Annotated in this window: 21 protein-coding genes; 8 read left to right on the top strand and 13 right to left on the bottom strand. The window is 60.6% G+C overall.

The features are described 5' to 3' along the window. Together ribF and murJ are read right to left on the bottom strand one after the other, a co-directional pair. On the bottom strand, positions 1-939 hold the full coding sequence (gene ribF / locus J3P92_RS04300) for a bifunctional riboflavin kinase/FAD synthetase (RefSeq protein WP_420767645.1): 939 nt from the start codon (positions 937-939) through the stop codon (positions 1-3). A gap of 129 nt (positions 940-1068) precedes the next feature. Further along, positions 1069-2607 (bottom strand): murein biosynthesis integral membrane protein MurJ, encoded by a 1539-nt coding sequence (murJ, locus tag J3P92_RS04295; protein ID WP_434649986.1) that lies wholly within the window; start codon positions 2605-2607, stop codon positions 1069-1071. A 254-nt stretch (positions 2608-2861) separates the two neighbouring features. On the opposite strand from murJ, the gene rpsT reads away from it, so the two are divergent. Next, a complete protein-coding gene (gene rpsT, locus J3P92_RS04290) occupies positions 2862-3140 on the top strand; it encodes a 30S ribosomal protein S20 (RefSeq protein WP_020798646.1) in 279 nt (92 codons plus the stop codon). A 184-nt stretch (positions 3141-3324) separates the two neighbouring features. Here the strand turns inward: rpsT and J3P92_RS04285 are convergent, their stop codons facing one another. The 6 genes from J3P92_RS04285 to rplU form a co-directional block, all read right to left on the bottom strand. Continuing rightward, positions 3325-3789 carry a CreA family protein gene (locus J3P92_RS04285; protein WP_420767647.1) on the bottom strand — a complete coding sequence of 155 codons (465 nt, stop codon included), beginning with the start codon at positions 3787-3789 and terminating at the stop codon, positions 3325-3327. Positions 3790-3798: 9 nt separating this feature from the next. Then, positions 3799-4917, bottom strand: a complete 1119-nt coding sequence (gene proB / locus J3P92_RS04280; RefSeq protein ID WP_420767648.1) for a glutamate 5-kinase — start codon at positions 4915-4917, stop codon at positions 3799-3801. A 202-nt stretch (positions 4918-5119) separates the two neighbouring features. Further along, on the bottom strand, positions 5120-6067 hold the full coding sequence (locus J3P92_RS04275; RefSeq protein ID WP_434649985.1) for an IS110 family transposase: 948 nt from the start codon (positions 6065-6067) through the stop codon (positions 5120-5122). Between the two features lie 260 nt (positions 6068-6327). Beyond that, positions 6328-7551: an Obg family GTPase CgtA gene (cgtA, locus tag J3P92_RS04270; protein ID WP_434649984.1), complete on the bottom strand. Its 1224-nt coding sequence runs from the start codon at positions 7549-7551 to the stop codon at positions 6328-6330. Positions 7552-7742: 191 nt separating this feature from the next. After that, the gene (gene rpmA / locus J3P92_RS04265; protein ID WP_053153633.1) at positions 7743-8000 is read right to left on the bottom strand and encodes a 50S ribosomal protein L27; all 258 of its coding nucleotides are present in this window, start codon (positions 7998-8000) and stop codon (positions 7743-7745) included. Positions 8001-8035: 35 nt separating this feature from the next. Further along, positions 8036-8350, bottom strand: a complete 315-nt coding sequence (rplU, locus tag J3P92_RS04260; protein ID WP_003176051.1) for a 50S ribosomal protein L21 — start codon at positions 8348-8350, stop codon at positions 8036-8038. Between the two features lie 252 nt (positions 8351-8602). Between rplU and J3P92_RS04255 the strand changes: the two genes are divergently transcribed. From J3P92_RS04255 to J3P92_RS04245, 3 genes are all read left to right on the top strand, one after another. Continuing rightward, the gene (locus J3P92_RS04255) at positions 8603-9571 is read left to right on the top strand and encodes a polyprenyl synthetase family protein (RefSeq protein WP_420767649.1); all 969 of its coding nucleotides are present in this window, start codon (positions 8603-8605) and stop codon (positions 9569-9571) included. Between the two features lie 199 nt (positions 9572-9770). After that, positions 9771-10112 carry a zinc ribbon domain-containing protein YjdM gene (locus J3P92_RS04250; RefSeq protein WP_420767650.1) on the top strand — a complete coding sequence of 114 codons (342 nt, stop codon included), beginning with the start codon at positions 9771-9773 and terminating at the stop codon, positions 10110-10112. A gap of 203 nt (positions 10113-10315) precedes the next feature. Continuing rightward, the gene (locus J3P92_RS04245; protein WP_003205743.1) at positions 10316-10573 is read left to right on the top strand and encodes a PA4570 family protein; all 258 of its coding nucleotides are present in this window, start codon (positions 10316-10318) and stop codon (positions 10571-10573) included. Positions 10574-10661: 88 nt separating this feature from the next. Here J3P92_RS04245 and J3P92_RS04240 read toward each other — a convergent pair whose 3' ends face one another. The 4 genes from J3P92_RS04240 to J3P92_RS04225 form a co-directional block, all read right to left on the bottom strand. After that, the gene (locus J3P92_RS04240; RefSeq protein WP_122564948.1) at positions 10662-11279 is read right to left on the bottom strand and encodes an FKBP-type peptidyl-prolyl cis-trans isomerase; all 618 of its coding nucleotides are present in this window, start codon (positions 11277-11279) and stop codon (positions 10662-10664) included. Between the two features lie 119 nt (positions 11280-11398). After that, positions 11399-11887, bottom strand: a complete 489-nt coding sequence (locus J3P92_RS04235) for a TIGR00645 family protein (protein ID WP_420767651.1) — start codon at positions 11885-11887, stop codon at positions 11399-11401. A 110-nt stretch (positions 11888-11997) separates the two neighbouring features. Then, on the bottom strand, positions 11998-12339 hold the full coding sequence (locus tag J3P92_RS04230) for a hypothetical protein (protein ID WP_420767652.1): 342 nt from the start codon (positions 12337-12339) through the stop codon (positions 11998-12000). 320 nt (positions 12340-12659) lie between these two features. Beyond that, positions 12660-15098: a Lon protease family protein gene (locus J3P92_RS04225; protein WP_434562228.1), complete on the bottom strand. Its 2439-nt coding sequence runs from the start codon at positions 15096-15098 to the stop codon at positions 12660-12662. A 274-nt stretch (positions 15099-15372) separates the two neighbouring features. On the opposite strand from J3P92_RS04225, the gene J3P92_RS04220 reads away from it, so the two are divergent. The 3 genes from J3P92_RS04220 to J3P92_RS04210 all read left to right on the top strand — a co-directional run bounded on the left by J3P92_RS04220 (position 15373) and on the right by J3P92_RS04210 (position 18471). After that, the gene (locus tag J3P92_RS04220; RefSeq protein WP_420767654.1) at positions 15373-15861 is read left to right on the top strand and encodes a DUF3015 domain-containing protein; all 489 of its coding nucleotides are present in this window, start codon (positions 15373-15375) and stop codon (positions 15859-15861) included. An 88-nt stretch (positions 15862-15949) separates the two neighbouring features. Beyond that, on the top strand, positions 15950-17803 hold the full coding sequence (locus J3P92_RS04215; protein WP_420767655.1) for an Lnb N-terminal periplasmic domain-containing protein: 1854 nt from the start codon (positions 15950-15952) through the stop codon (positions 17801-17803). Positions 17804-17979: 176 nt separating this feature from the next. Then, positions 17980-18471 carry a GreA/GreB family elongation factor gene (locus J3P92_RS04210; RefSeq protein WP_434649983.1) on the top strand — a complete coding sequence of 164 codons (492 nt, stop codon included), beginning with the start codon at positions 17980-17982 and terminating at the stop codon, positions 18469-18471. Between the two features lie 58 nt (positions 18472-18529). Here the strand turns inward: J3P92_RS04210 and ettA are convergent, their stop codons facing one another. Beyond that, positions 18530-20194, bottom strand: coding sequence for an energy-dependent translational throttle protein EttA (gene ettA, locus J3P92_RS04205; RefSeq protein ID WP_420767658.1), 1665 nt, complete (start codon positions 20192-20194; stop codon positions 18530-18532). 269 nt (positions 20195-20463) lie between these two features. Here ettA and J3P92_RS04200 point away from each other — a divergent pair, with 269 nt between their 5' ends. Then, entirely contained in the window at positions 20464-24312 is a 3849-nt protein-coding gene (locus J3P92_RS04200; protein ID WP_434649982.1) for a sensor domain-containing protein, read from the top strand. The last annotated feature ends 94 nt before the right edge of the window (positions 24313-24406 follow it).

Raw genomic sequence — 24406 nt, 5'->3', positions numbered from 1 at the left:
TTAGCGATTGGCGCTGGTTGCGACAAGGGCACGGGCGGCGGCGATATCTGCATGGATCGCCGTCTTGAGCGCCTCCAGAGAGGCAAAACGCTGCTCTTCACGCAGCTTCTGGTGGAAAACCACCGTCAAACGCCGGTCATACAGATCGCCGGCAAAATCCAGAATGTGTACTTCGAGATGGGCCTTGCCATCTCCCTGGACCGTCGGCCGTACACCGATATTGGCGACGCCGGGCCAGGTCTTGCCATCGATGTCGACACTCACCAGGAACACCCCGGTGAGCGGCACACGACGGCGCTTGAGCTGCACATTGGCCGTTGGCGTGCCTAATTGGCGCGCCAGTTTCTGCCCATGCAGGATCCGCCCGGCAATCCGGTACGGCCGGCCGAGCAAGCGCTCGGCCAATTCGAAGTCGGCGGCCGCCAAGGCGTTGCGGACCTGGGTGCTGCTGACGCGCAAACCGTCCATCTCGACGGTCTGCGCCGCTTCAACCGTGAAGCCCTGGGCGATACCTGCCTGTTGCAGGTAATCAAAATCTCCGGACCGATCACAGCCAAAACGGAAGTCATCGCCGACTTCCAAGTGTTTCACATCGAGACCATCCACCAGGATGGTATCGACGAATTCGGCGGCACTGAGTTTGCTCAGGCGCTGGTTGAAGGCCAGGCACAGGACCCGGTCGACGCCTTCGGCGGCCAGCAGCTGCAGCTTGTCCCGCAGCCGCGCCAAGCGGGCCGGAGCGGTGTCCGGGGCGAAAAACTCCCGGGGCTGCGGCTCGAAGATCACCACGCAGCTGGGCAGGCCCAATTCCAGCGCACGCTCGCGCAGCCGCGCCAGGATAGCCTGGTGACCACGGTGGACACCGTCGAAGTTGCCAATGGTGGCGACACAGCCCCGATGGCGGGGACGCAGGTTGTGAAGGCCTCGAACCAGCTGCATAACGCGCTTCTTGCTCATAAAGTGGCCGATTATAACCACACCCGGCGGTCGGTGACAGGCAACACCGTAACCCAAAGTGATCGAACCGACAAAACCGCCGTCGGGCCCGTGATCATACAGAGCAGGTGCTCAGTTCAAGGCTTTGCGATTGAAGTCGCGCAAACGGAACCCCATCAGCAGCAACATGCCGAAATACGCCACCACGCCCGCCACGACCAACACGCCCAGGCGCAGGAAACGCTCGAGCATCTGCCCTTCGCCCCAAGCCGGCATGAAGTGCATCCCAGCCAGCAATACCGCCGACATCACCGCCACGGCGACCAGCAGCTTGAGGCCGAACTTGCCCCAGCCCGGCAGCGGTTGATACATCTTCTGCTTGCGCAGTTGATAGAACAGCAGCCCAGCGTTGAGGCAGGCCCCTGCACTGATTGCCAAGGCCAGGCCGGCATGGGCCAGGGGACCGATGAGCAGCAGGTTGAACAGTTGGGTCATCACCAGCGTGAAGACCGCGATCTTCACCGGCGTGCGGATGTTCTGCTGGGCATAGAAACCTGGCGCAAGGACCTTGATCACGATGATCCCGAGCAGCCCCACCGAATAGGCAATCAGTGCCCGCTGCGTCATCAGGGCATCAAATGCATTGAATTGACCGTACTGGAACAAGGAAACGGTCAGCGGCTCGGCGAGGATCCCCAACGCCAGCGCGCAAGGCAGGACCAGCACGAAGCACAGGCGCAGGCCCCAATCGAGGATCCGCGAGTACTCATGGCGATCCTGGCTGGCGTAGGTCTTGGCCAGGGTCGGCAGCAGAATCGTGCCCAGCGCCACGCCCAGCACGCCGGACGGCAACTCCATCAAGCGGTCGGCGTAGTACATCCACGACACCGAGCCAGCCACCAGAAACGAGGCAAAAATGGTGTTGATGATCAGCGAGATCTGACTCACCGAGACACCGAGAATCGCCGGCAGCATCTGCTTCATGACGCGCCACACGCCGCTGTCGCGCAGGTTCAGCCGCGGCAGCACCAGCATGCCGATCCTCTTCAGGTGCGGCAGTTGATAGAGCAACTGCGCCAGGCCACCCACCAATACCGCCCATCCCAGAGCCATTACCGGTGGATCGAAATACGGCGTCAGGAACAACGCAAACACGATCATGCTGACATTGAGCAGCGTCGGCACGAAGGCCGGCACCGAAAAGCGGTTCCAGGTATTGAGGATCGCCCCGGCCAGCGACGACAGGGAAATCAGCAATATATAAGGAAAGGTCACCCGCAACAGATCCGAGGTGAGCTGGAACTTTTCCGGCATGTCGGTGAACCCTGGCGCGGTGGCCCAGATCACCCAAGGCGCGGCGAGCATGCCGGCGGCCGTGACAAGTGCCAACACCAGCGTCAGCAACCCCGTTACATAGGCGATGAAGGTGCGGGTCGCCTCGTCGCCCTTCTGGCTTTTATATTCCGCCAGGATCGGCACGAAGGCCTGGGAAAAAGCCCCTTCGGCAAAGATTCGCCGCAGCAGGTTGGGCAATTTGAACGCAATGAAGAAGGCGTCGGTGGCCATTCCGGCACCGAATATCCGGGCGATCAGCGTATCGCGAACGAACCCCAGGACACGGGAAAGCATCGTGATAGAGCTGACGGCAGCCAACGATTTAAGCAGATTCATGAAAAGAGTTTTTGCCTGTCGATAAACAGCAGGCGAACAATGCGCCCACTTGTGCGATACTCCGCGCCGCTAAACAGCACAGCGCCAAAGCCCGCGAGTTTACAGGTCGCACGCCGGAAAGAAATCATTCGGTGCGCCGCACCTGCCATTCAGCGGAACGTGTCACCCGCCCTTGACAAGACCTCAACTCATCGGCATGATTCGCGGCCTATTTTGTTTGCTATTTCCTAAAAAGTCTTTCGAGGAGCTCGACGGTGGCCAACTCACCTTCCGCCAAAAAACGTGCAAAACAGGCTGAGAAGCGTCGCAGCCACAACGCCAGCCTGCGTTCCATGGTCCGTACCTACATCAAGAATGTAGTCAAGGCCATCGACGCAAAAGACGCTGAAAAAGCACAAGCTGCTTACGTTCTGGCTGTGCCAGTTATCGACCGCATGGCCGATAAAGGCATCATCCACAAGAACAAGGCTGCTCGCCATAAGAGCCGCCTGAATGGCCACGTAAAGGCCTTGAACGTTGCCGCTGCTGCCTAAGCGACGCGCTCGTTAAAAAACCGACCTCAGGGTCGGTTTTTTATTGCCTGGGATTTATCAGCCACACCGCAAAAAACTGTGGGAGCGAGCTTGCTCGCGAATGCTGTCTGCCAGCAGCATTGATGCCACCTGACACACCGTATCGCGAGCGGGCTCGCTCCCACACAGGGGCATTGAGCGTAGGTTATTGAGCCCGAGCCCACGGCAGGATCGGAATCGCCGTCACCGCATTTTGCGGGCTGCCCTCGATCACGCGATCGCTATAGACCAGATACACCAGCGTATTGCGCTTCTTGTCGAGGAACCGCACCACCTGCATGGTCTTGAACACCAACGAAGTGCGCTCGCGGAACACCTCTTCGCCGTCCTTGAGGTCGCCCTTGAAGCTGATGGGCCCGACCTGCCGACAGGCGATGGACGCCTCGGCGCGATCTTCGGCCAGGCCCAGACCACCTTTTACACCACCGGTCTTGGCTCGCGACAGGTAACAGGTCACGCCGTCCACCTTGGGATCGTCAAACGCCTCGACCACGATCCGATCGTTCGGCCCGACAAACTTGAACACCGTCGAGACCTGGCCGATTTCCTCGGCCGAAGCCAGCAGCGGCAGTGCCAGTAGCAAACCGATCAATCCTTTTGCCATACCCATGTTTTTTCCTTAGACGAGGATCAGGTTGTCACGGTGGACCAATTCGGGCTCTGCCATGTAACCCAACAAGCCGACGATCGCATCAGACGACTGGCCGATGATTTTCTGCGCTTCCAACGCGCTGTAGTTGGCCAGGCCGCGGGCGATTTCGCGACCGTCCGGCGCGACGCATACCACCATCTCGCCGCGACGAAAACTGCCCTGGACCAGCTTCACGCCCACTGGCAGCAAACTCTTGTTGCCCTGGGACAAGGCCGACACCGCCCCCGCATCCAGCACCAAGGTGCCACGGGTTTGCAGATGCCCGGCCAGCCATTGCTTGCGTGCCGCCAGCATGCCGCGCTCGGGCGACAACAATGTTCCGATACGCTCGCCAGCCTTCAGGCGATCCAATACACGTTCCAGCCGACCACCCACGATAATCGTATGCGCCCCGGAGCGGGCCGCCAGGCGCGCCGCGCGCAGCTTGGTCTGCATGCCGCCACGCCCCAAAGCCCCGCCGGTGCCACCCGCCACGGCATCCAGCGCCGGATCATCGGCGCGGGCCTCGTAGATCAGCTTGGCGTCGGGATTGTTGCGTGGATCGGCATCGAACATGCCGTCGCGATCCGTGAGGATCACCAGCAGATCCGCCTCCACCAGGTTCGCCACCAGCGCGGCCAGGGTGTCGTTGTCGCCAAAACGGATTTCGTCGGTGACCACCGTGTCGTTCTCGTTGATCACCGGGATAACCTTCAGCTCGACCAACGCCCGCAACGTACTGCGGGCATTGAGGTAGCGCTTGCGGTCGGACAGGTCGTCATGGGTCAGCAGGATCTGCGCCGTGTGGCGACCATGCTCGGCGAAGCTCGACTCCCAAGCCTGGACCAGGCCCATCTGGCCGATGGCGGCGGCAGCTTGCAGCTCATGCATCGCGCTGGGTCGCGACGTCCAGCCCAGGCGACTCATGCCGGCAGCCACGGCCCCGGAAGAGACCAACACCAACTCGACACCCGCCTCATGCAAGGCCACCATCTGTTCGACCCACACCGCCATAGCCGTGCGATCCAGGCCCTTGCCATCCGCCGTCAGCAGTGCGCTGCCGATCTTGACGACCCAGCGCTGCGCACCCGTCACCTTGCTCCGCATTTTCTTCAACCTTTGCCAGCGAACGGCGCGACCCAGCGCCGCCCATGGGATTATTCGTATTTGCGTTTTACAGATACCAAAACGCCGCTCGATTGAGCGGCGCCTTGGAAACCGGCTGGCTGCGATGATAACACCGCCCTGGACCAGTTAATGCCAGCCACACGAGAATCCTTGTGGGAGATTCTATGGTGCATGGCTAGCCTTAGATGCCTTTTGGTAGGTATTCGCTCTGGTTCTTCAACAGAGCGAATACCACTCGGGCAAGCTTGCGGGCCAGTGCCACTAATGCTTCGGTTGTGCTTAGCCCTCGAGCCCGCAGAGCCCCATAAAAACCCTTCCACGCCGCTGTGCGGCTCGCCGACATCGCGGCGTTGTGCATCAATCGGCGCGCCTCCGGGTCACCTCGCTTAGACAGGCAGCGGCGTCCCTTCTTTTTTCCCGAGTCCGATATGCGCAGGTCCAGCCCTAGAAAAGCGATGAAGGCATCGGCATTTCTGAAATCTCCACGCTGAAACGACGTAAGTAAACGCGCACCGCTCAACAGCCCGATTCCTTCGACTTTCATGCAGCGCTTGAGCTGACTGCCCAGACCGGCTGCATCCAATTGCGTCTGGATTGTTTTCTCAAGCAAGATTTCCAGTCGCTGCATGGCCTTTATCTGGTTCTCAAAGGCCGTTTTGAGCAACGGTTCGTTCGACCAACTTTGCTTGAGGCTGACACGCGCCTGAACCAAGGCTGCCCGGCGCCGGAAAAGGCTTATAAGCCGGCAATACAGGGGCGATGGCGGGGTCCACGGGTGCAACTGGTGGCCTTCGTTGTTCAAGTAGCGAGCCAACAACCGAGCATCCAGCGCATCGGTTTTGGCGCGAACTTTCACACCTTTGCGGTAATGGCTGAGTTCGTAGCCGCCGATCATGTAGATCACACAGCCCTGCGCATAAGCCAGGTCGGCGAAGTCCTGGTGATAGATATTGGTGGCCTCGATGGCGACATCCACTGGCGCAGGCAATTCCTTGAGCCACTTCTGGATCGCAGCTTTGGTGTTGGGGATCGCTTCCAGTCGATCTGTTTCTGCGTGATAAATCACCAACTCATCTTTGGCGACATCAACCCCCACGATCGGCTTTGCGACAGAAACCGGCATTGCCATTGAAAATCCTCCGCGCTAAGGTTTGAACACTTGAAGGGTTCACCCAGAGGCGCAGGCTTGTTCCTATCGTCGGTCTAGGCCAGATGCATTCTTTATCGGCGCTTGGGTGAAAGGAGGAGGGGTGAAATCTCCCACGGTCTGTACTGCGCGAACAGTCAGAATCGAGCCTTGTCCCTCCTCCTCCCTTCAAGTCCTACCATACAAGCGAGCCTGCTCGCTCCCACAGGTTTTGCCTTCAAGCGGCCGGCATCAGCACAAGATCAGTCGCGGACGTAGATGATCTCCGGACCGTCCTCGTCATCCACATCTTCTTCGTCCCAATCGTCGTCACCGATGTCATGGACCGACTTGACGCCACTGCGGCGCAAGGCACGCTGGTCGTCCAGCGCCTGCAACTGGGCGCGCGCCTCGTCTTCGATGCGCTGGTCGAGCTCGGCCAGCTTTTCCTTGTAGGCCGGGTCGTTGGCCAGGCGATCGGCGCGATCTTCCAGGTAACGCATGATGTCGTGGCACAGACGCTCGGTGTTTTCCTTGGCGATGGCCGAGATCACGTAGACCGGACCTTCCCACTCCAGGCGATCGACGATCTCCTTGACCCGCTCCTCGTGCTCTTCCTCGAGGATCTGGTCGCACTTGTTCAGCACCAGCCAACGGTCGCGCTCGGCCAGGGCCGGGCTGAACTTGGTCAGCTCGTTGACGATGACCTCGGCAGCATCGGCAGCACTGGTTTCATCCAGAGGCGCCATGTCGACGAGGTGCAGCAACAGGCGGGTACGGGACAAGTGCTTGAGGAAGCGAATGCCCAGGCCGGCACCCTCGGAAGCGCCTTCGATCAGCCCCGGAATGTCGGCGATCACGAAGCTTTTCCAACGGTCGACACTGACCACGCCCAGGTTTGGCACCAGGGTGGTGAACGGGTAGTCGGCCACTTTAGGCTTGGCCGCCGACACCGAGCGAATGAAGGTACTTTTACCGGCATTCGGCAGACCTAACAGACCCACATCGGCCAACACTTTCATTTCCAGCTTCAGGTCACGCTGTTCGCCGGGCTTGCCTGGCGTGGTCTGGCGCGGCGCGCGGTTGGTACTGGATTTGAAACGGGTGTTGCCCAGACCGTGCCAGCCACCATGGGCCACCAGCAAACGCTGGCCAGCCTTGGTCAGGTCGCCGATGACTTCCTGGGTGGCGGAATCGATCACCGTGGTACCGACCGGCACGCGCAGGATCAGGTCTTCGCCCTTCTTGCCGGTGCAGTCGGTGCTGCCACCGTTGGAGCCACGCTCTGCATCGAAGTGCCGGGTGTAACGGTAGTCCACCAGGGTATTGAGGTTTTCATCGGCGAGCATGTAGATCGAGCCGCCGTCGCCCCCGTCACCACCGTTGGGGCCACCGTTTTCAATGAATTTTTCCCGACGGAAACTCATGCAGCCATTGCCGCCGTCGCCAGCCTTTACTCGAATCGATACTTCATCAACAAACTTCATGACACACGCCTCTCGCCGTACGGACGAGCCGAAAAAAACAAGACATAAGACTCTTGCAAAAATGAGCGCAGCGACCTCAAAACACGCCCCAACCGCAGCGCCGACAGCCCATACAAACAGTTTTGCAAGAGACTCACCCCACAAACGAAAAAGCCCCGTCGCAAGACAGGGCTTTTCCAGCGGTCTCGCAATTAAGCTGCGATAACGCTTACGTAACGACGACCGAAGGCGCCTTTTACTTCGAACTTGATCACGCCTTCGATTTTAGCGAAGAGGGTGTGATCCTTACCCATGCCAACGCCGTAGCCAGCGTGGAATTGGGTGCCGCGCTGACGCACGATGATGTTGCCCGCTTTGATAGCCTGGCCGCCATACATCTTCACGCCAAGGCGTTTGGCTTCTGAGTCGCGACCGTTACGGGTACTACCACCAGCTTTTTTGTGTGCCATGAGTTCAATTCTCCTAGTGAGGAATTAGGCTGAAATTAAGCCTGAATACCGGTGATTTTGATCTCGGTGTACCACTGGCGGTGGCCCATACGCTTCATGTGGTGCTTACGACGACGGAACTTGATGATGCGGACTTTATCGTGACGACCTTGGGAGATCACTTCAGCCACAACGGTAGCGCCAGCAACGACTGGAGCGCCGATATTCACGTCATCGCCATTGGCGACCAACAGAACGCGATCAAAAGTCACGGATTCGCCGGTAGCGATTTCCAGTTTTTCGATCTTCAGGTATTCACCTGGGGCGACCTTGTATTGCTTGCCACCAGTAACGATTACTGCATACGACATGGTATTTCTCCGATAATCCTGCTCACCCAGCGCTTTATAAGAAGAGGTATTGGCTGGCATGGCTGCATGGGCTGGAAGGCCCGGATGCAATTGCGTAAGGCAGGTGCTGCCCAGGAAGTTCAGGGTGCGCGATTGTACGCAAGCTGACCGAGCCTTGCAAGTGGCCGCCCCGCACTGTAGAAGCATGCGCCTTGACACCTGCGGACGTGGGTCCTAGCATGCCGCGCAACCCTTCTGGAGCGCCTGTCGCTGATGCAACCCCAAGCTTTCTACCGCGCAGTGGCGGACGATTTTAGTGCCGTCGACGGTATCATCAAGAAGCAGCTGACGTCCCGCGTGCCGCTGGTATCGAAAATCGGCGACTACATCACGTCGGCCGGCGGCAAGCGCCTGCGTCCTTTATTGGTGCTATTGTGCGGCAAGGCACTGGGTCGCGAAGGCGACGACATGCGCCTGCTCGCCGCCACCATCGAATTCCTGCACACCGCGACCCTGCTGCATGACGACGTCGTCGACATGTCCGGCATGCGCCGTGGCCGTTCGACCGCCAACGCCATGTGGGGCAACGCCCCGAGCGTGCTGGTGGGTGACTTCCTGTACTCGCGCTCGTTCGAAATGATGGTCGAGCTGGGCTCGATGCCGGTAATGAAGATCCTGTCCCAGGCCACGCGCATCATCGCCGAAGGCGAAGTGCTGCAGTTGTCCAAGGTGCGCGATGCCAGCACCACCGAAGAAACCTACATGGAGGTCATTCGCGGCAAGACCGCGATGCTCTTCGAAGCCTCGACCCACAGCGCCGCCGCCCTGGCCGGTGCCACCGCCGAGCAGAGCGAAGCCCTGCGCACCTTTGGCGACCACCTGGGCGTGGCCTTCCAGCTGGTGGACGACCTGCTGGACTACAAGGGCGACGCCGAGACCCTGGGCAAGAACGTCGGTGACGACCTGGCCGAAGGCAAGCCGACCCTGCCGCTGATCTACACCATGCGTGAAGGCACACCTGAACAGGCAGCTTTGGTACGCCAGGCGATCCAGAAAGGCGGGATCGAGGACCTAGAGAGCATCAGGATCGCGGTCGAAGCTTCCGGATCGCTGGAATACACCGCGAAATTGGCCCAGGACTACGTCGCCCGCGCAATCAAGTGCCTCGACGCCCTACCGGCCAGCGAGTACCGCGATGCGCTGGTGGAACTGAGCGAGTTTGCGGTCGCCCGCACCCATTGATTGCATGAAAACGGCGAGCTTTTGTGGCGAGGGAGCTTGCTCCCGCTCGGTTGCGCAGCGACCGCAAGTGCCATAAGGGGGCGGCTGCGCAGCCCACCGGGAGCAAGCTCCCTCGCCACAAAAGCCCCGTATCACCCTCCTGGCAACAAAACCCTATACAATGTGCGCCCTTTTGCCCTCCTGATACCAAGGAACCTTAGTGAGCACGTTGCCTCCCTGCCCGAAATGCAATTCCGAATACACCTACGAAGACGGTACCCAGCTGGTCTGCCCGGAGTGCGCCCATGAATGGTCCGCCGGCGGCGAAGCGCAAGCGCCGTCCGACGACATCGTGAAGAAGGATTCGGTTGGCAACGTCCTGCAGGACGGCGATACCATTACCGTGATCAAGGACCTCAAGGTCAAGGGGACTTCCTTGGTGGTCAAGGTTGGCACCAAGGTCAAGAACATCCGCCTATGCGATGGCGATCACGATATCGACTGCAAGATCGACGGCATCGGCCCGATGAAGCTTAAATCCGAGTTCGTCAGAAAAGTCTGAATCTGTTGTATTTCCCATCCCATGCCCCGCGTGGGATGGTGCTTGCCTTCCCCCTCCCCAACCCTATTTTGTGCGGCCCCACGGGATTCCACCCGCTTGGGCTTTCACAACCCATCGTCAGAAAAAAACCGTTGCGCCAATAGAGACTTGCTATTTAGCGAATAAGAATTATTCTCATCGAACCCATCAAGGAGATGAGAACCATGACTTATTTGATCGATGCCTGGCTGGACCGTCCACATCCCTACCTGAGGATCCTGCACCGGGAAACCGGGGAAGTCTGTGCGGTGCTTGAAGAAGAAGCCTTGAATGAGCTGCAGGACCAGGGGGATCTGGACCTCAACAGCCTCAACTCCAGCGAACCGCTGGTGCTAAAGGAGTTGGTGCGAAACCTGTTCCTGTTCTGCTACGCCCGGGCGTTGCGCCCAACGGGTGACTTCAGCGGCAGATTCCATGGATGAGCATAAATAACCTGTGGGAGAACCTGTGGGAGCGATGGTGCGGCTCGCTCCCACAGTTTTTTGTCCGGCTGTAAAACCGGACAGGGTCTTACAATACGTCCAACAGCTCGACGTCGAACACCAGCACGCTGTGCGGCGGGATGCTGCCAACGCCCTGGGCGCCGTAGGCCAGCTCGCTAGGCACGTACAAACGCCATTTACTGCCGGCGTTCATCAGTTGCAGCGCCTCGGTCCAGCCAGGAATCACGCCGCCTACCGGGAATTCGGCTGGCTGGCCACGATCGTAGGAACTGTCGAACACAGTGCCGTCGATCAGGGTGCCGTGGTAATGGGTGCGCACCTGGTCTTCACGGGTCGGCTTGGCGCCTTCACCCTGGGTCAGCACTTCGAATTGCAGGCCGGAGGCCAGGGTGGTGATGCCATCGCGCTTGGCATTTTCAGCCAGGAACGCACGACCTTCGCCCGCAGCGGCCTCAGCCTTGGCGGCGGCTTCCGCTTGCATGATTTCACGGATGACCTTGAAGCTGGCGGACATCTCGTCCTGGCCCACGCGGCTTGGCTTGCCGGCGAACGCGTCGGTCAGGCCGGCCAGGATCGCGTCCAGGCTCACGCCCGGTGGCGGATTGTCGCGCAGTTGGTCGCCCAACTGACGGCCAATGCCGTAGCTGACGCGTGTTTCGTCGGTGGACAGGTTAACTTCGGACATGATGCTGCTCCGCTGTGCGGACGGCCCGGGAAGTTGCCGTGCGTACACAGCGCCTCCCGGAGCGCCCGGAACCAAAAGGGCGAGCAGACTAGCACAGATGCCGCAGCGCGTGACGAACCTCAGTGCTTGGTCAGCTTGTCCAGATACCCCATGGCGAAGGCCGACACCACGAACGTCATGTGGATGATCACGTACCACATCAGGTGGTCGGGATCGACATTCTTGGCATCCATGAAGATACGCAACAAATGGATGGAAGAGATGGCTACGATCGACGCGGCCACCTTCATCTTCAGGGATGAAGAGTCCATGGTGCCCAGCCAGTTGAGCTTTTCCTTGTCGGAATCGATGTCCAGTTGCGAGACGAAATTCTCATAGCCGGAGATCATCACCATGACCAGCAAACCGCCCACCAGCGCCATGTCGATCAGCGACAGCAGTACCAGGATCAGCTCGGACTCGGCCATGGAAAACACGTTGGGGATGACGTGAAAGACTTCCTGGAAGAATTTCAGCGCCAGGGCCAGCAAGCCCAGAGACAGCCCGAAGTAGATCGGCGCCAGCAGCCAACGGGAGGCGTACATTGCATTTTCGATAAAGCGTTCCATTGAGTCTCACACCAGGGCTGAAAAAACGCGGCGAGTATACCAGCCACGCCCCTACCGACAAACGCCGGTCCGGCCTGCGGTTCTACTGGCTGAGCATGCCCTTGGACGACTCACTGAAGCGGACGAAACTCGAAACCGCCAACGTTGCGACAACGCCCTCCGTTGATCTCCCGCAGTTGCGCCTGCATGTGCAGGGACCAGATCTGCGGATCGTCGGCCAGTTCATAACCGTGGGTTGTCAGGCTCTGGACGATGGTGTCGAGTATGGTTTCTGCGGCGGTCGGCCCGGGAAACGGCCCCTGGGCCTTGATGGCGGAAGGTTGCTCGCCGGCCATTCCGGCGGCGAAGAGCACGGTCCACATGCCCGTGTCTCCAGCGAGCGGACGGACAGCACATTCAATGCGGGTCACCAGGCCCAGGCACTGGCGGGTAAGGCAAAGGTTGCGCGACATGGCGGCGCCCCTCGGTAGATCCGGTATTCAGCCCAGGCGGGGCTGTTTCGATCCAATGATGGCTCTCGTTATCCTTGAACTGAGGATAGGAGAAAAGTTCCGGCGGCGAAGGATTTTGAAACCAGAATGCGCCGAGCGGTCACAGTGTGAATATTGACGCCAAACTGGTGGCGCATTAAGAAAAAATGATCCACAACAAAACAGTGTGGGAGCGAGCCTGCTCGCGAAGGCGGATGGACAGCAACAATGATGTCGACTGTCCATCCGCTATCGCGAGCAGGCTCGCTCCCACAATTAGGTTTCCGATATCGAGAAAAACCTCAAGCCGGCTTGGCCTCCGCCAGCGCCTGCTGCGCCAGTTCCTTTTCCGCCTCCTTGATATCGTCCTCGCTGATCATTTCCGCGATAACCCGCAGCCGCTCCACCACGCGCGCATTGACGCTGCCCTCCGGGAACTCGCCGTTCTCGTCCGGCTCGCCCGCGGGTTCGCCCACCAGCAGGCTCAGGGCTTCGTCGGCCTGGCGCACGGCGTAGACGTGGAATTGCCCGGCGCGCACGGCGGCCAGCACTTTTTCATCGAGCATCAGGGTCGCAACGTTGGCCTGGGGAATGATCGCCCCCTGCTCGCCTGTCAGCCCGCGGGCTTCACAGAGGCGGAAGAAGCCTTCGATCTTCTCGTTGACCCCACCCACCGCCTGCACTTCACCAAATTGGTTGATCGAGCCGGTGATGGCGAAGCACTGCTTCAATGGCGTCTTCGACAAGGCCGAGATCAGCGTGCAAGCTTCGCCGAGGGATGCGCTGTCGCCGTCCACATAGCCGTAGGACTGTTCCAGGGCGATGCTGGCCGAGATCGCTAGCGGGAATTCCTGGGCATACCGGCTTCCCAGGTAGCCGGTGAGAATCATCACACCCTTGGAGTGGATCGGCTGGCCGAGGTTGACCTCTCGCTCGATGTCGACGATACCGCTGCCGCCGGGATATACCGTGGCCGAAATGCGCGCCGGGACACCGAACGCAGAGTCGCCCACCTCAAGTACCGTCAACCCGTTGCACTTGCCCACGGCCGCGCCGTCGGTGTCGATGAGGATGATCCCCGCCAGCATGTCGTCGAGGATTCGCGCCGAGACACGCCCGGTGCGGGTGGCCTTGGCCTTCAAGGCGCGCTCGATGTGACCGGCATCGGTCATCTCGTCACCGGCCAGTTGGCGGATGAAATCCGCCTCGCTGACCAGTTGGAAAAGGTCACCGATACGCGCCGAAAGGCGTCCCTGGTGTTCGGCCAGACGCGCACTGTAAGTCGCCAGGCGCGCCACCGCATCGGCGGTCAGCGGCGCCATGCCCTCTTCCGAGGTGCGTGTCTTGAGCAACTGGGCAAACTGCTCCAGGCTCTCGTCGCCCATCGGGATGTCTTCATCGAAGTCCACCAGTACGCGAAACATTTCCTGGAAATCCGAATCCAGGTCCTGCAAGGCGTAATAGAGCTGGCGCGCGCCGATGATCACGACCTTGACCTGCAACGGGATGTGCTGCGGCGTCAGGGTGACCGTCGCCAGCCGCCCCAACTCGCCCAGTGGCGACTCCATTTTCAGCTTGCGCGACTGCAGGGCACGCTTGAGCGCATCCCACACGAACGGCTCGCCGAGCATCTTTTCCGCTTCCAGGATCAGAAAACCGCCGTTGGCACGGTGCAAGGCGCCTGGGCGCAACTGCCGATACGTGGTGTAGAGCGCGCCCTGGTCGGTGCTGTACTCGATGCGCCCGAACAGGTTGTCGTAGGTCGGGTGCGGCTCGAACACCACCGGCGCGCCACCGCTCGCCGGATGGCCGACGACCAGGCTCGGCGCGTATTGCTCTTCCAGCAGCTTGCGGGCGACGGCGTCGGTCTTGCTGTCGTCCACCAGTTGTTCGACCACGGTCTTGAGCAGATAGACCTGCATGGCTTGCAGATATCCACAAACCGCGGCGTTCTCGGCGTACTTTTCCGACAACGGCGCCAGCAAAGGCTGTAAGGCCAGGGTGATGGTTTCTTCGTTGAGCTGACGCAACTGGTTGTTGGATTCGCGTTTCCACTGCGGGAGGCTGGCGAGCTCTTCGTTCAGGCGCTCCTCCAAGCCGGAAATATCTTCGTGGAACCGCTCGCGCTCGGCCTCCGGCAGTTGGGCGAACTCCGCCTCGTCCAGCGCCTTGCCCTCGCTCATCGGCGTGAACGCGATGTTGCTGCTGTCACGGTACAGCGCGACATCCTTTTCCAATGCCAGGCGCTCGATCACATCGAGAGCGCGGTCGTAGCGCTGGTTGAAGGCGCGGTCGATGGCGCTTTTTTTCTGCTGGTAGGACGGGTGCTCGAACACGGCCGGAAAAGTCGCCAGCAGATTGTCGATAAGGCCATTGATATCGCCAATGAACGTGCCCGCCGTACCCGAGGGCAGCTCCAGGGCGCGTGGCTCGCGAGGCTCATCGAAGTTATTGACATAGACCCAGTCCGACGGGGTCTGCATGCGCTTGCCTTCGGCCTTGAGGTAGCGCTTGACGAAAGAGAACCGGCCAGTACCGGGCTCACCCATGACGAATACGTTGTAACCGGGGCGTGGCATCGCCACACCGAACTGCAATGCTTCGACCGCACGCTCCTGGCCAAGCACACCGCGGAAGGGCTCCAGATCATTGGTGGTAGAGAAGCTGAACTGTTCAGCGGAAAACGGACGGGTCAGCGCTTCGGGCGCTAGACGCAAGCTGGCAGCAACAGGATCAGGCATCGGGCTTCCTTACATCAGGCGGGGCAGATAGCGGCATTCTGGCGCTGCCTATACCTGACTGGCAAGGAGCGTCTCAGGCCAAAGCATAGTCGAGGGAAAAACCCAGCGCAGAGCCCCGCAAGCAACGGGTTTGCAGTAATGTTTTTGCAAAATGTCACGGAACCCTCGGATCGTGCCTAAACTCCAAACTGCGCGGCTGGAACAATAACCGGCCCACTGGCTCCTGTAGGGGCCAGACCCTGTCCATTGGTATGCACATAAAGAGAACATAGCTATGAAACGGATTCTTCTCGGTACTCTCTTCACCGCTGTATCCATCAACGCCATGGCTCAGGCGCCGGGCGGCCCGGATTGCGGTTGGGGCAACATGTTGTTCGAAGGTCAGCGTGGCACCCCGGCCCACTTCCTCGCATCCACCACCAACGGCACCTCCGGCAACGCCACCTTCGGCATGACCTCCGGCACCAACGGCTGCTCGACCAACGCAGCACTGACCTACGGTGGTAAGTCCTGGCTGGCCATGAATGGCATGATGAACGAGCTGTCCGAAGACATGGCCAAGGGTCAGGGCGAAGCGCTGACCACCTACGCCGTGGTACTGGGTGTGGCGCCGGAAGATCGCGCTCACTTCTCCGCTGTGACCCACGAGCACTTCCAGCAGATCTTCAGCAAGGCTGATGTGACCGCAGAAGACGTGCATGCCAACACCCTGGCCATTCTGAAAAACGACCCTCGCCTGGCCAAGTACGCGACTCAAGCTTAAGCTCGACACCACTCGCTCCTTTCGGGGAGCGGGTTTTCTTTCTGGGGCCCTCTCGGTCTTTATTTTTCGATCTTCCAAGTAGCCGACTATGCTCAAACGCCTTGCCTGGCTGGCGCTCTGTGTGTGCGCCCCGCTATCCGCCGCGCCTCATGTCGACCCTCAACGTTTGCAGCAACTGGCCAATGACCGCTTCTGGATTTCCCTTGGCCACTACGAAACCGCCAAGCTCGGCGGCTGGCGCAGCTACATCAGCGACAAGAAATTCTTCCTCGCACCCGACGGCAACGAGCATCCCGACCGCGAACTGACCGCCACGCTGCAAGCCCTGTACGGCCCGGCCAGTGCCGGCCAGCAGCATGCCCAGTGCGTGTACCCGGCGCGTACCCGCTGGCTGAAGGCGCAGCTCGACCTGACGGACCTGCCCTCGGTCAATTGCAGCGATTACACCCAATGGTTCAAGGACGTTTCGCCCCACAGCGCGGTGATGATCTTCCCGGCCGCGTACCTGAACAGCCCGTCATCGATGTTCGGCCATACGTTGCTGCGCATCGACCAGGCCGATGTGCAAAGCGACAAGACCGCGCTGCTCAGCTACGCGATCAACTTCGGCGCCTACATTGAAGGTTCGGATAACAGCATCCTCTACGCCTGGAAGGGCCTGATGGGCGGCTACCCTGGCCTGTTCGCCCTGGTGCCGTACCAGGAAAAACTCTCCGAATACCGCAGCCTCGAGAATCGCGACCTATGGGAATACCGCCTGAACCTGAGCCAGGCGGAAACCGAACGGATGGTCGAGCATGTGTGGGAGCTCAAGCAGATCCAGTTCGACTATTTCTTCTTCGACGAAAACTGCTCCTATCGCCTGCTTGAATTGCTGCAAGTCGCCCGTCCCAGCCTGCGCCTGACCGAACAGTTCCCGCTCACGGCGATCCCCACCGACACCGTCAAGGCGGTGAAAGAAGCCGGGCTGGTGGAAAGCATCCAGTACCGCCCGTCCCGGGAGCGAGAGTTGCTCAGCCGCGCCGAACCGCTCAGCGATAATGAGCAGCAGTGGGTTTTGAAGGTCAGCGCCGACCAGCAACAATTGCAAACGCCCGACTTCAAGGCGCTACCGCGCGAGCGCCAGGCGCTGATCATCGATGCCGCCTACCGCCTGGAGCGTTATCGCGCCAACGGCCAGGAGCGCGATCCACAGCGGGCCCAGCGCAGTTTCGAGCTGCTGAGGGCGATCAACCAGAACCCCGCGCCGGAACTGGACATCCCACAGCCGGGCCTTCCGGAAGACGGCCACGAATCGCGCACCTGGCAGGCCGGCCTGGGTACGCGGGGTGACCGTGCGTTCGGTGAGTACGGCCTGCGCATGGCCTATCACGACCTCAACGACAACGCCGAAAGCTTTCCGCTGGGGGCGCAAATCGAGATCCTTCAACTAAAGCTGCGCCAGTACGAAGGCAACGACTGGCAAGTGCAGCAGCTGGACCTGGCGACCATCCGCTCCCTGACCCCGCGCAACGAGCTGCTGCAACCGTTGTCCTGGCAGGTCACTGGTGGCCTGGAGCGGGTGCCGGGCAAACACGACGATGAAACATTGGTCAGCCACGTCAACGGCGGCGCGGGTGGCACTTGGGCGCTGGGCGAAGATGTACTGGGCTTTGCACTAGGCACGGTGCGGGTCGAACACAACAACGATTTCGCTCAATTTATCGCCCCGGCCGCCGGATTCAACAGCGGCGTGCTGTGGAAGAACCCGCTGGGCAACCTGAGCCTGGAAGCCAAGGGCGATTACTTCGTCAATGGCGAGGTACGCCGTAGCCTGAGCCTGAACCAGCAGTGGGAATTGTCCCGCAACCTGGGCCTGCGCCTGAGCGCCCAGCGAGAGTTCAGCCACTTGGCCTCGCCAGAGAACGAGGTGATGCTCGAGGTGAAGTGGTACCACTACTGAACGAACGCAATAGTCACCGCGGCCTCACGCCATTCAGCCCTCGCCAGTACCAGACCATGGGTGAGAATGAAGATCGCGACGCCGCTCGGGCCTATCGCACGCAGTGAGTCGCTCAGAGACATCCGTCGAAACCAAAACCTTGCGACCATGGCCCAAACTCCAAAGAGGAGAACCCTATGAGTCGCGCTTTCGTCAACGAAGACAACGCCGCCGCCCAGGCCGATCAACCGGTCGAACGCCAGGTCAGCGCACAGCCCAACTACGTCACGCCGGCGGGGCTTGCTCAATTGCAGGCACGGGTCACCGAACTGCAGCAACTGCATAGCCAACAGTCTGCCCAGGGCGAGCGGGCAGACAAGCAGCGTATCGCCGATATCGAACGGGATCTGCGATATTTCAATCAACGCCTGCAAAGCGCCCAGGTCGTTACGCCGAGCCATTGCGCTCAGGTGCGAATCGGGCACTGGGTGACTTTCGCCGATGAGCACGATCAGGAACGGTGTGTGCAATTGGTTGGGGAAGACCAGGCCGATGCGGCCAATGGACTGATCAACTGGGGCTCGCCGCTGGGGCGGGCCTTGCTGGGGGCGAAGGTTGGGGATGAGGTGGTGTGGAAGCGGCCGGCGGGGGATCTATCGATTGAGGTGGTGGCAATTGACCTGAAGTAAAGCCACGGCCCATGAAAAACGGAGCCCGAAGGCTCCGTTTTTCATGCAACCGACCGAATCAGGCCAATTTCTTGTGCCGTACGCGATGCGGCTGGGCGGCGGCTTCGCCGAGGCGTTTCTTGCGATCGGCTTCGTACTCGGTGTAGTTGCCTTCGAAGAACACCGCTTGGGAGTCGTCTTCATACGCCAGGATGTGAGTTGCCACGCGGTCAAGGAACCACCGGTCGTGGGAGATCACAATGGCGGCGCCCGGGAAGTCCAGCAAGGCTTCTTCCAGGGAACGCAGGGTTTCGACGTCGAGGTCGTTGGACGGTTCGTCGAGCAGCAAGACGTTACCGCCCTCCTTCAACGTCAACGCCAGGTGCAAGCGACCGCGCTCACCGCCGGAGAGATCCTTGACGAACTTCTGTTGATCGCCGCCCTTGAAATTGAAACGACCGACATAAGTGCGCGACGGGATTTCGTAGTTGCCGATACGGATCTGGTCGGAACCGTCAGATATCTGCTGGAACACGGTCTTGCTGCCGTCCAGGTCCTCACGGCTCTGGTCGACGCAGGCCAGTTGCACGGTTTCACCGATCTCGATGGTGCCGGAGTCCGGGGTTTCCTTGCCCATCAGCATGCGGAACAGCGTGGATTTACCCGCACCGTTACCACCGATCACACCGACAATGGCGCCTTTAGGCATGGAGAACGACAGGTTGTCGATCAACACGCGGTCGCCGTAGCCCTTGGTGACGTTCTTGAATTCGATGACCTTGTCACCCAGGCGCGGGCCGGCCGGGATGTAGATCTCGTTGGTTTCGCTGCGCTTTTGGAATTCCTGAGACTGCATTTCCTCGAAGCGTTGCAGGCGAGCCTTGGATTTGGACTGGCGGGCCTTGGCGCCCTTGCGCACCCATTCCAGTTCTTCCTTCATGGCTTTTTCATGGGCCGACTGCTGCTTGGACTCCTGGGCCAGACGATCGGACTTGGCTTCCAGCCAGCCCGAATAGTTGCCCTCGTACGGAATGCCCGCGCCGCGGTCGAGTTCCAGGATCCAGCCGGCGACGTTGTCCAGGAAGTAACGGTCGTGCGTGATCGCAACCACGGTGCCTGGGAAGTCGTGCAGGAAGTGTTCGAGCCAGGCGACGGAGTCGGCGTCCAGGTGGTTCGTCGGTTCGTCGAGCAGCAACATGTCCGGCGCGGACAGCAGCAGGCGGCACAGGGCCACGCGACGCTTTTCACCGCCCGACAGATGTTCCACTTTCGCGTCCCAGGCCGGCAGGCGCAGCGCATCGGCGGCCACTTCCAGCTGGCGATCCAGGTTATGACCGTCGCTGGCCTGCAGGATCGCTTCGAGCTTGGCCTGTTCGGCGGCCAGCTTGTCAAAATCGGCGTCCGGGTCGGCGTAGGCGGCGTAGACCTCGTCCAGGCGCGCCTGGGCGTCCTTGATCACGCTGACCGCTTCCTCAACCACTTCACGCACGGTCTTGGTCGGGTCCAGTTGTGGCTCTTGCGGCAGGTAGCCGATGTTCAGGTCGGGCATCGGACGGGCTTCACCGTCGAACTCCTTGTCGACGCCGGCCATGATTTTCAGCAGCGTGGACTTACCCGAGCCGTTGAGGCCCAGTACGCCGATCTTGGCGCCAGGGAAAAAGGAAAGAGAAATGTTTTTCAGGATTTCCCGCTTCGGCGGAACAACTTTGCCCAGCCGATGCATGGTGAAGACGTATTGAGCCATGGTGAACCTAGCGTCAGTGACAGTGAAAAGAACGAGCCAGGCCATGCGCGGCGCGGGCAGTTGATGTTGATCACTGCCTGCGAGCCGATGGAGCCTGGGAATCCGGAGCTGGAACGCTCTTGTTTGACCGGCAAAGCTACCTCAACCGTCGGTCCAGGTCCAGCCGCCGAGGGCTGGCACTTTGCCACAAGTCAAGGCATGCTAGCCGCCCTTCGGGCGTCCGGCTTATAGTGACGTCGCGCCAGTCCAGCAAACCGCAGGATTACAGCTTGTCCAACGTCACTCCGCCCCCGTCCCCACGCGCACCCGTCGCCGTGCCAGGCTTGCCCCTGCGCGGGACATTGAAGGGCGGGCTGGCCTCGCTGGTGCTGTTGTTGCTGGGGCTGCTCTTCTGGCAGTTGCTTGACCAACTGCGCGAAACCCAACAGCAGCAGCGCCAATACACCATCGACTACACGGCCGACCTCGCCGCGCAAGTCAGCCTGAACATGGCCCTGAACGCGCAAATAGCCCTCAATCTGCTACCAATCGTCGAACAACCGCAAACCGCCGACGAACAGCAGGCGCTGTTGCGCAAGCTCCAGCAATCATTGCCCGAATTGCGCAGCCTGGCGCTGCTGAGCCCCTCCGGCAGAGTGCTCAGCGACAGTGACGCGGATAGCCAGGACGCGGATTACCTGGCCGAACTGGTACGGCGCAGTCACGCCCAGGCTCACTATTTCAGCAATGCCGAGGACGGCTCCGTGGTGCATCTGCTGTTGCACCAGGCCAGCGGCAGCTCTCGCGGATACTGGGCGCTGCGCCTGTCTCCGAGTTTCTTTTCGACATTGACCAAACAGGGCGATACGGGCCTGCGGCCACTGTGGCTGGTGGAGAACCGTCTCAATCGGCAGATCATCAGCCGCGACGAAAGCCTGCCCACGATCACCCCGTCCCAACTGACCCCGCAGGACCTGAGCAACACGGTGTTGACCGTCCCCCTGAGCAGCAGCGACTGGCAGCTGCGCGGGCTGTTCGACCGGCGCCAGGTGCTCGAGCAGCTGCTTCCGGCCTTCATCGGCAAATGCCTGCTGGGCCTGGCGTTTTCCATGTTGCCGGTCATTGCCCTGCTGAACATGCGCCGACGCCAGCGGCAGCTGCACGAAGGGCGCCGTCGCTATCAGGACATTTTCGAGGGCACCGGCGTGGCCCTCTGCGTGCTCGACCTGTCCGGCCTCAAGGCGTTTTTTGCCAGGACTGGCCTGCACAACGGCGAGCAATTGCGCGCCTGGTTGCAGGTTCCGCAACAGCTCGAACAGTTGCAACAGCAAGTGCACGTCACCGAAGTCAACCAGGTGGCGTTGAAGCTGCTCAATGTCGACTCCTGCCAACAAGCCTGGCAACTGCTGGTTGGCAACGCCGAAAAGGACAACAACCCGGTCGGTTCGAAACTGCTCGAAGCGTTGCTCGATCCCCATAAACAGCTGGAGCTGGAAATCAGGCTCCAGGACGCCCACGGCCGGGATCAGCATCTGTGGCTGGTGTTGCGCCTGCCGGAAACCCAGCACGACTATAACGCGGTCATCCTGAGCATCAGCGACATCACCAGCCGCAAGCTGATCGAACTGTCGCTACTGGAACGCGAAGGGTTCTGGTCCGATGTGGTGCGCACCGTTCCGGATCATCTTTATGTGCAGGATGTGATCAGCCAGCGGATGATCTTCAGCAACCACCACCTGGGCCAGACGCTCGGCTACGACCGAACCGAACTGCACCAGATGGGCGAGTATTTCTGGGAAATCCTGCTGCACAGCGACGACGCCGATCACTATCACACGCTGCGCCAGGAACAGCGGCGCGGCGGCTACACGCAGTTGCTGCAATGCCAGCTGCGGTTCCGCCATCGCAACGGCAAGTGGCGCCGTTTCGAGGTCCGCGAACAGGCCCTGGCCCGGGACCGCTACGACCAGGTGACCCGGATCATCGGCGTGGCCAAGGACATTACCGAGCAGATCGAGGCCAGCGAATCGCTGCGCGACAGCGAGCAACGCTACCGGATGCTCGCCGAAAGCATCAGCGATGTGATTTTCTCGACCGACAGCAAGCTGTCGCTCAACTATGTCAGCCCGTCCGTCCAGGCGGTGCTGGGCTACACCGCCGACTCGATCTTCCGGAACGGCTGGCAGTCGACCATCGCCAACCCGCAACAACTGACCGGCATCTACAGCCTGATGGACCGGCTCAGCAAGGCCCTCGACAAGCCCGACCAACTGACCGAGCTGCGCAACCAGATGCAGACCCAGTTGTATCTGTTCGACTGCCTGCGCGCCGATGGGCGCAAGATCCCTATCGAGCTGCGGCTGGTGCTGGTGTGGGATGACCATGGCGCGTTCGAAGGTGTACTGGGGGTGGGCCGTGACATCAGCCAGCAGCGGCGCGCCGAAAAAGACCTGCGCATGGCCGCCACCGTATTCGAGCACTCGACATCGGCGATCCTGATCACCGACCCGGCCGGCTACATCGTTCAAGCCAACGAGGCGTTCAGTCGCGTCAGCGGTTACGCGGTATCGCAAGTGCTCGACCAACTGCCCACCATGCTGACCGTGGATGAGCAGCAGGAAGCCCATTTGCGCTACGTGCTCAAGCAACTGCAACAACACAGCACCTGGGAAGGCGAAGTCTGGCTCAAGCGCCGTAATGGTGAACATTACCCGGCCTGGGTCGGCATCACGGCGGTGCTCGACGACGAAGGCGACCTTGCCAGCTACGTGTGTTTCTTCAGCGACATCAGCGAACGCAAGGCCAGCGAGCAGCGCATCCATCGCCTGGCCTACTACGACGCATTGACTCACCTGCCCAACCGCACGCTGTTCCAGGACCGTCTGCACACCGCGCTGCAGTCAGCCGAGCGGCAGAAGACCTGGGTCGTGCTGATGTTTCTCGACCTGGACCGCTTCAAGCCGATCAACGACTCCCTGGGCCATGCCGCTGGCGACCGGATGCTCAAGGAAATGGCGACGCGCCTGCTCGGCTGCGTAGCCGACGACGACACCGTGGCGCGCATGGGCGGCGATGAATTCACCCTGCTGCTGCAACCGCGAGCCACTCGCGAGATGGCGTTGAACCGGGCGATCACCGTGGCCGAGCAGATCCTTGCCAGCCTCGTCCGGCCCTTCGTGCTCGAAGGTCGCGAGTTTTTCGTCACCGCCAGTATCGGTATCGCCCTCAGCCCCCAGGACGGCAACGAACTCAGCCAATTGATGAAGAACGCCGACACGGCCATGTATCACGCCAAGGAGCGCGGCAAGAACAACTTCCAGTTCTACCAGGCCGACATGAACGCCAGCGCCCTGGAGCGGCTGGAATTGGAAAGCGACCTGCGCCACGCCTTGGAACAGAATGAGTTCGTGCTCTATTACCAACCCCAGTTCAGCGGCGACGGCAAGCGCCTGACCGGCGCCGAGGCCTTGCTGCGCTGGCGCCATCCGCGACGCGGGTTGGTGCCGCCGGGGGATTTCATCCCGGTGCTGGAAGAACTCGGCCTGGTGGTGGACGTCGGCGACTGGGTCATCAGCGAAGCCTGTCGCCAGCTCAAGACCTGGCACCAGGCCAAGGTCCGGGTGCCGAAGGTCTCGGTCAACATCTCGGCCCGGCAGTTCTCCGACGGCCAGCTCGGCACACGCATCGCCAATATCTTGCGCAGCACTGGGCTGCCACCGGCCTGCCTGGAGCTGGAACTGACGGAAAGTATTCTGATGCGCGAAGTCAGCGAGGCGATGCAGATCCTCGCCGGGTTGAAAAACCTTGGCCTGAGTATCGCGGTGGATGACTTCGGCACCGGCTATTCGTCGCTCAACTACCTCAAGCAGTTCCCCATCGACGTGCTGAAGATCGACCGCACCTTCGTCGACGGCCTGCCGTCCGGCGAGCAGGACGCGCAGATCGCCCGGGCGATCATCGCCATGGCCCACAGCCTCAACCTGGCGGTGATCGCCGAAGGCGTCGAGACCCACGAGCAACTGGACTTCTTGCGCGAACACGGCTGCGACGAAGTACAGGGCTACCTGTTCGGCCGGCCGATGCCGGCGAATCGGTTTGAAGCGCAGTTCAGCAATGATGCGTTGTTCATGATCGACTGAAATTTTTGGTGTCTGGACTGGCCTCATCGCGAGCAGGCTCGCTCCCACACTTGTTTTGGGTGCCTTGGCAATCTACATACACCACAGATCCCTG

This window comes from Pseudomonas sp. D3-27, assembly GCF_051132165.1.
Taxonomy (GTDB): domain Bacteria; phylum Pseudomonadota; class Gammaproteobacteria; order Pseudomonadales; family Pseudomonadaceae; genus Aquipseudomonas.
The sequence above is the reverse complement of the archived record's forward strand: the minus strand, read 5'-3'. Positions and strand labels throughout refer to the sequence as shown.

Bases quoted from the DNA above. Each gene is read 5' to 3' on its own strand.
- ribF (WP_420767645.1), bottom strand. From the start codon at position 939: ATGCAGCTGGTTCGAGGCCTTCACAACCTGCGTCCCCGCCATCGGGGC.
- murJ (WP_434649986.1), bottom strand. From the start codon at position 2,607: ATGAATCTGCTTAAATCGTTGGCTGCCGTCAGCTCTATCACGATGCTT.
- J3P92_RS04285 (WP_420767647.1), bottom strand. From the start codon at position 3,789: ATGGGTATGGCAAAAGGATTGATCGGTTTGCTACTGGCACTGCCGCTG.
- proB (WP_420767648.1), bottom strand. From the start codon at position 4,917: ATGCGGAGCAAGGTGACGGGTGCGCAGCGCTGGGTCGTCAAGATCGGC.
- J3P92_RS04275 (WP_434649985.1), bottom strand. From the start codon at position 6,067: ATGGCAATGCCGGTTTCTGTCGCAAAGCCGATCGTGGGGGTTGATGTC.
- cgtA (WP_434649984.1), bottom strand. From the start codon at position 7,551: ATGAAGTTTGTTGATGAAGTATCGATTCGAGTAAAGGCTGGCGACGGC.
- rpmA (WP_053153633.1), bottom strand. From the start codon at position 8,000: ATGGCACACAAAAAAGCTGGTGGTAGTACCCGTAACGGTCGCGACTCA.
- rplU (WP_003176051.1), bottom strand. From the start codon at position 8,350: ATGTCGTATGCAGTAATCGTTACTGGTGGCAAGCAATACAAGGTCGCC.
- J3P92_RS04255 (WP_420767649.1), top strand. From the start codon at position 8,603: ATGCAACCCCAAGCTTTCTACCGCGCAGTGGCGGACGATTTTAGTGCC.
- J3P92_RS04245 (WP_003205743.1), top strand. From the start codon at position 10,316: ATGACTTATTTGATCGATGCCTGGCTGGACCGTCCACATCCCTACCTG.
- J3P92_RS04240 (WP_122564948.1), bottom strand. From the start codon at position 11,279: ATGTCCGAAGTTAACCTGTCCACCGACGAAACACGCGTCAGCTACGGC.
- J3P92_RS04235 (WP_420767651.1), bottom strand. From the start codon at position 11,887: ATGGAACGCTTTATCGAAAATGCAATGTACGCCTCCCGTTGGCTGCTG.
- J3P92_RS04230 (WP_420767652.1), bottom strand. From the start codon at position 12,339: ATGTCGCGCAACCTTTGCCTTACCCGCCAGTGCCTGGGCCTGGTGACC.
- J3P92_RS04225 (WP_434562228.1), bottom strand. From the start codon at position 15,098: ATGCCTGATCCTGTTGCTGCCAGCTTGCGTCTAGCGCCCGAAGCGCTG.
- J3P92_RS04220 (WP_420767654.1), top strand. From the start codon at position 15,373: ATGAAACGGATTCTTCTCGGTACTCTCTTCACCGCTGTATCCATCAAC.
- J3P92_RS04215 (WP_420767655.1), top strand. From the start codon at position 15,950: ATGCTCAAACGCCTTGCCTGGCTGGCGCTCTGTGTGTGCGCCCCGCTA.
- J3P92_RS04210 (WP_434649983.1), top strand. From the start codon at position 17,980: ATGAGTCGCGCTTTCGTCAACGAAGACAACGCCGCCGCCCAGGCCGAT.
- ettA (WP_420767658.1), bottom strand. From the start codon at position 20,194: ATGGCTCAATACGTCTTCACCATGCATCGGCTGGGCAAAGTTGTTCCG.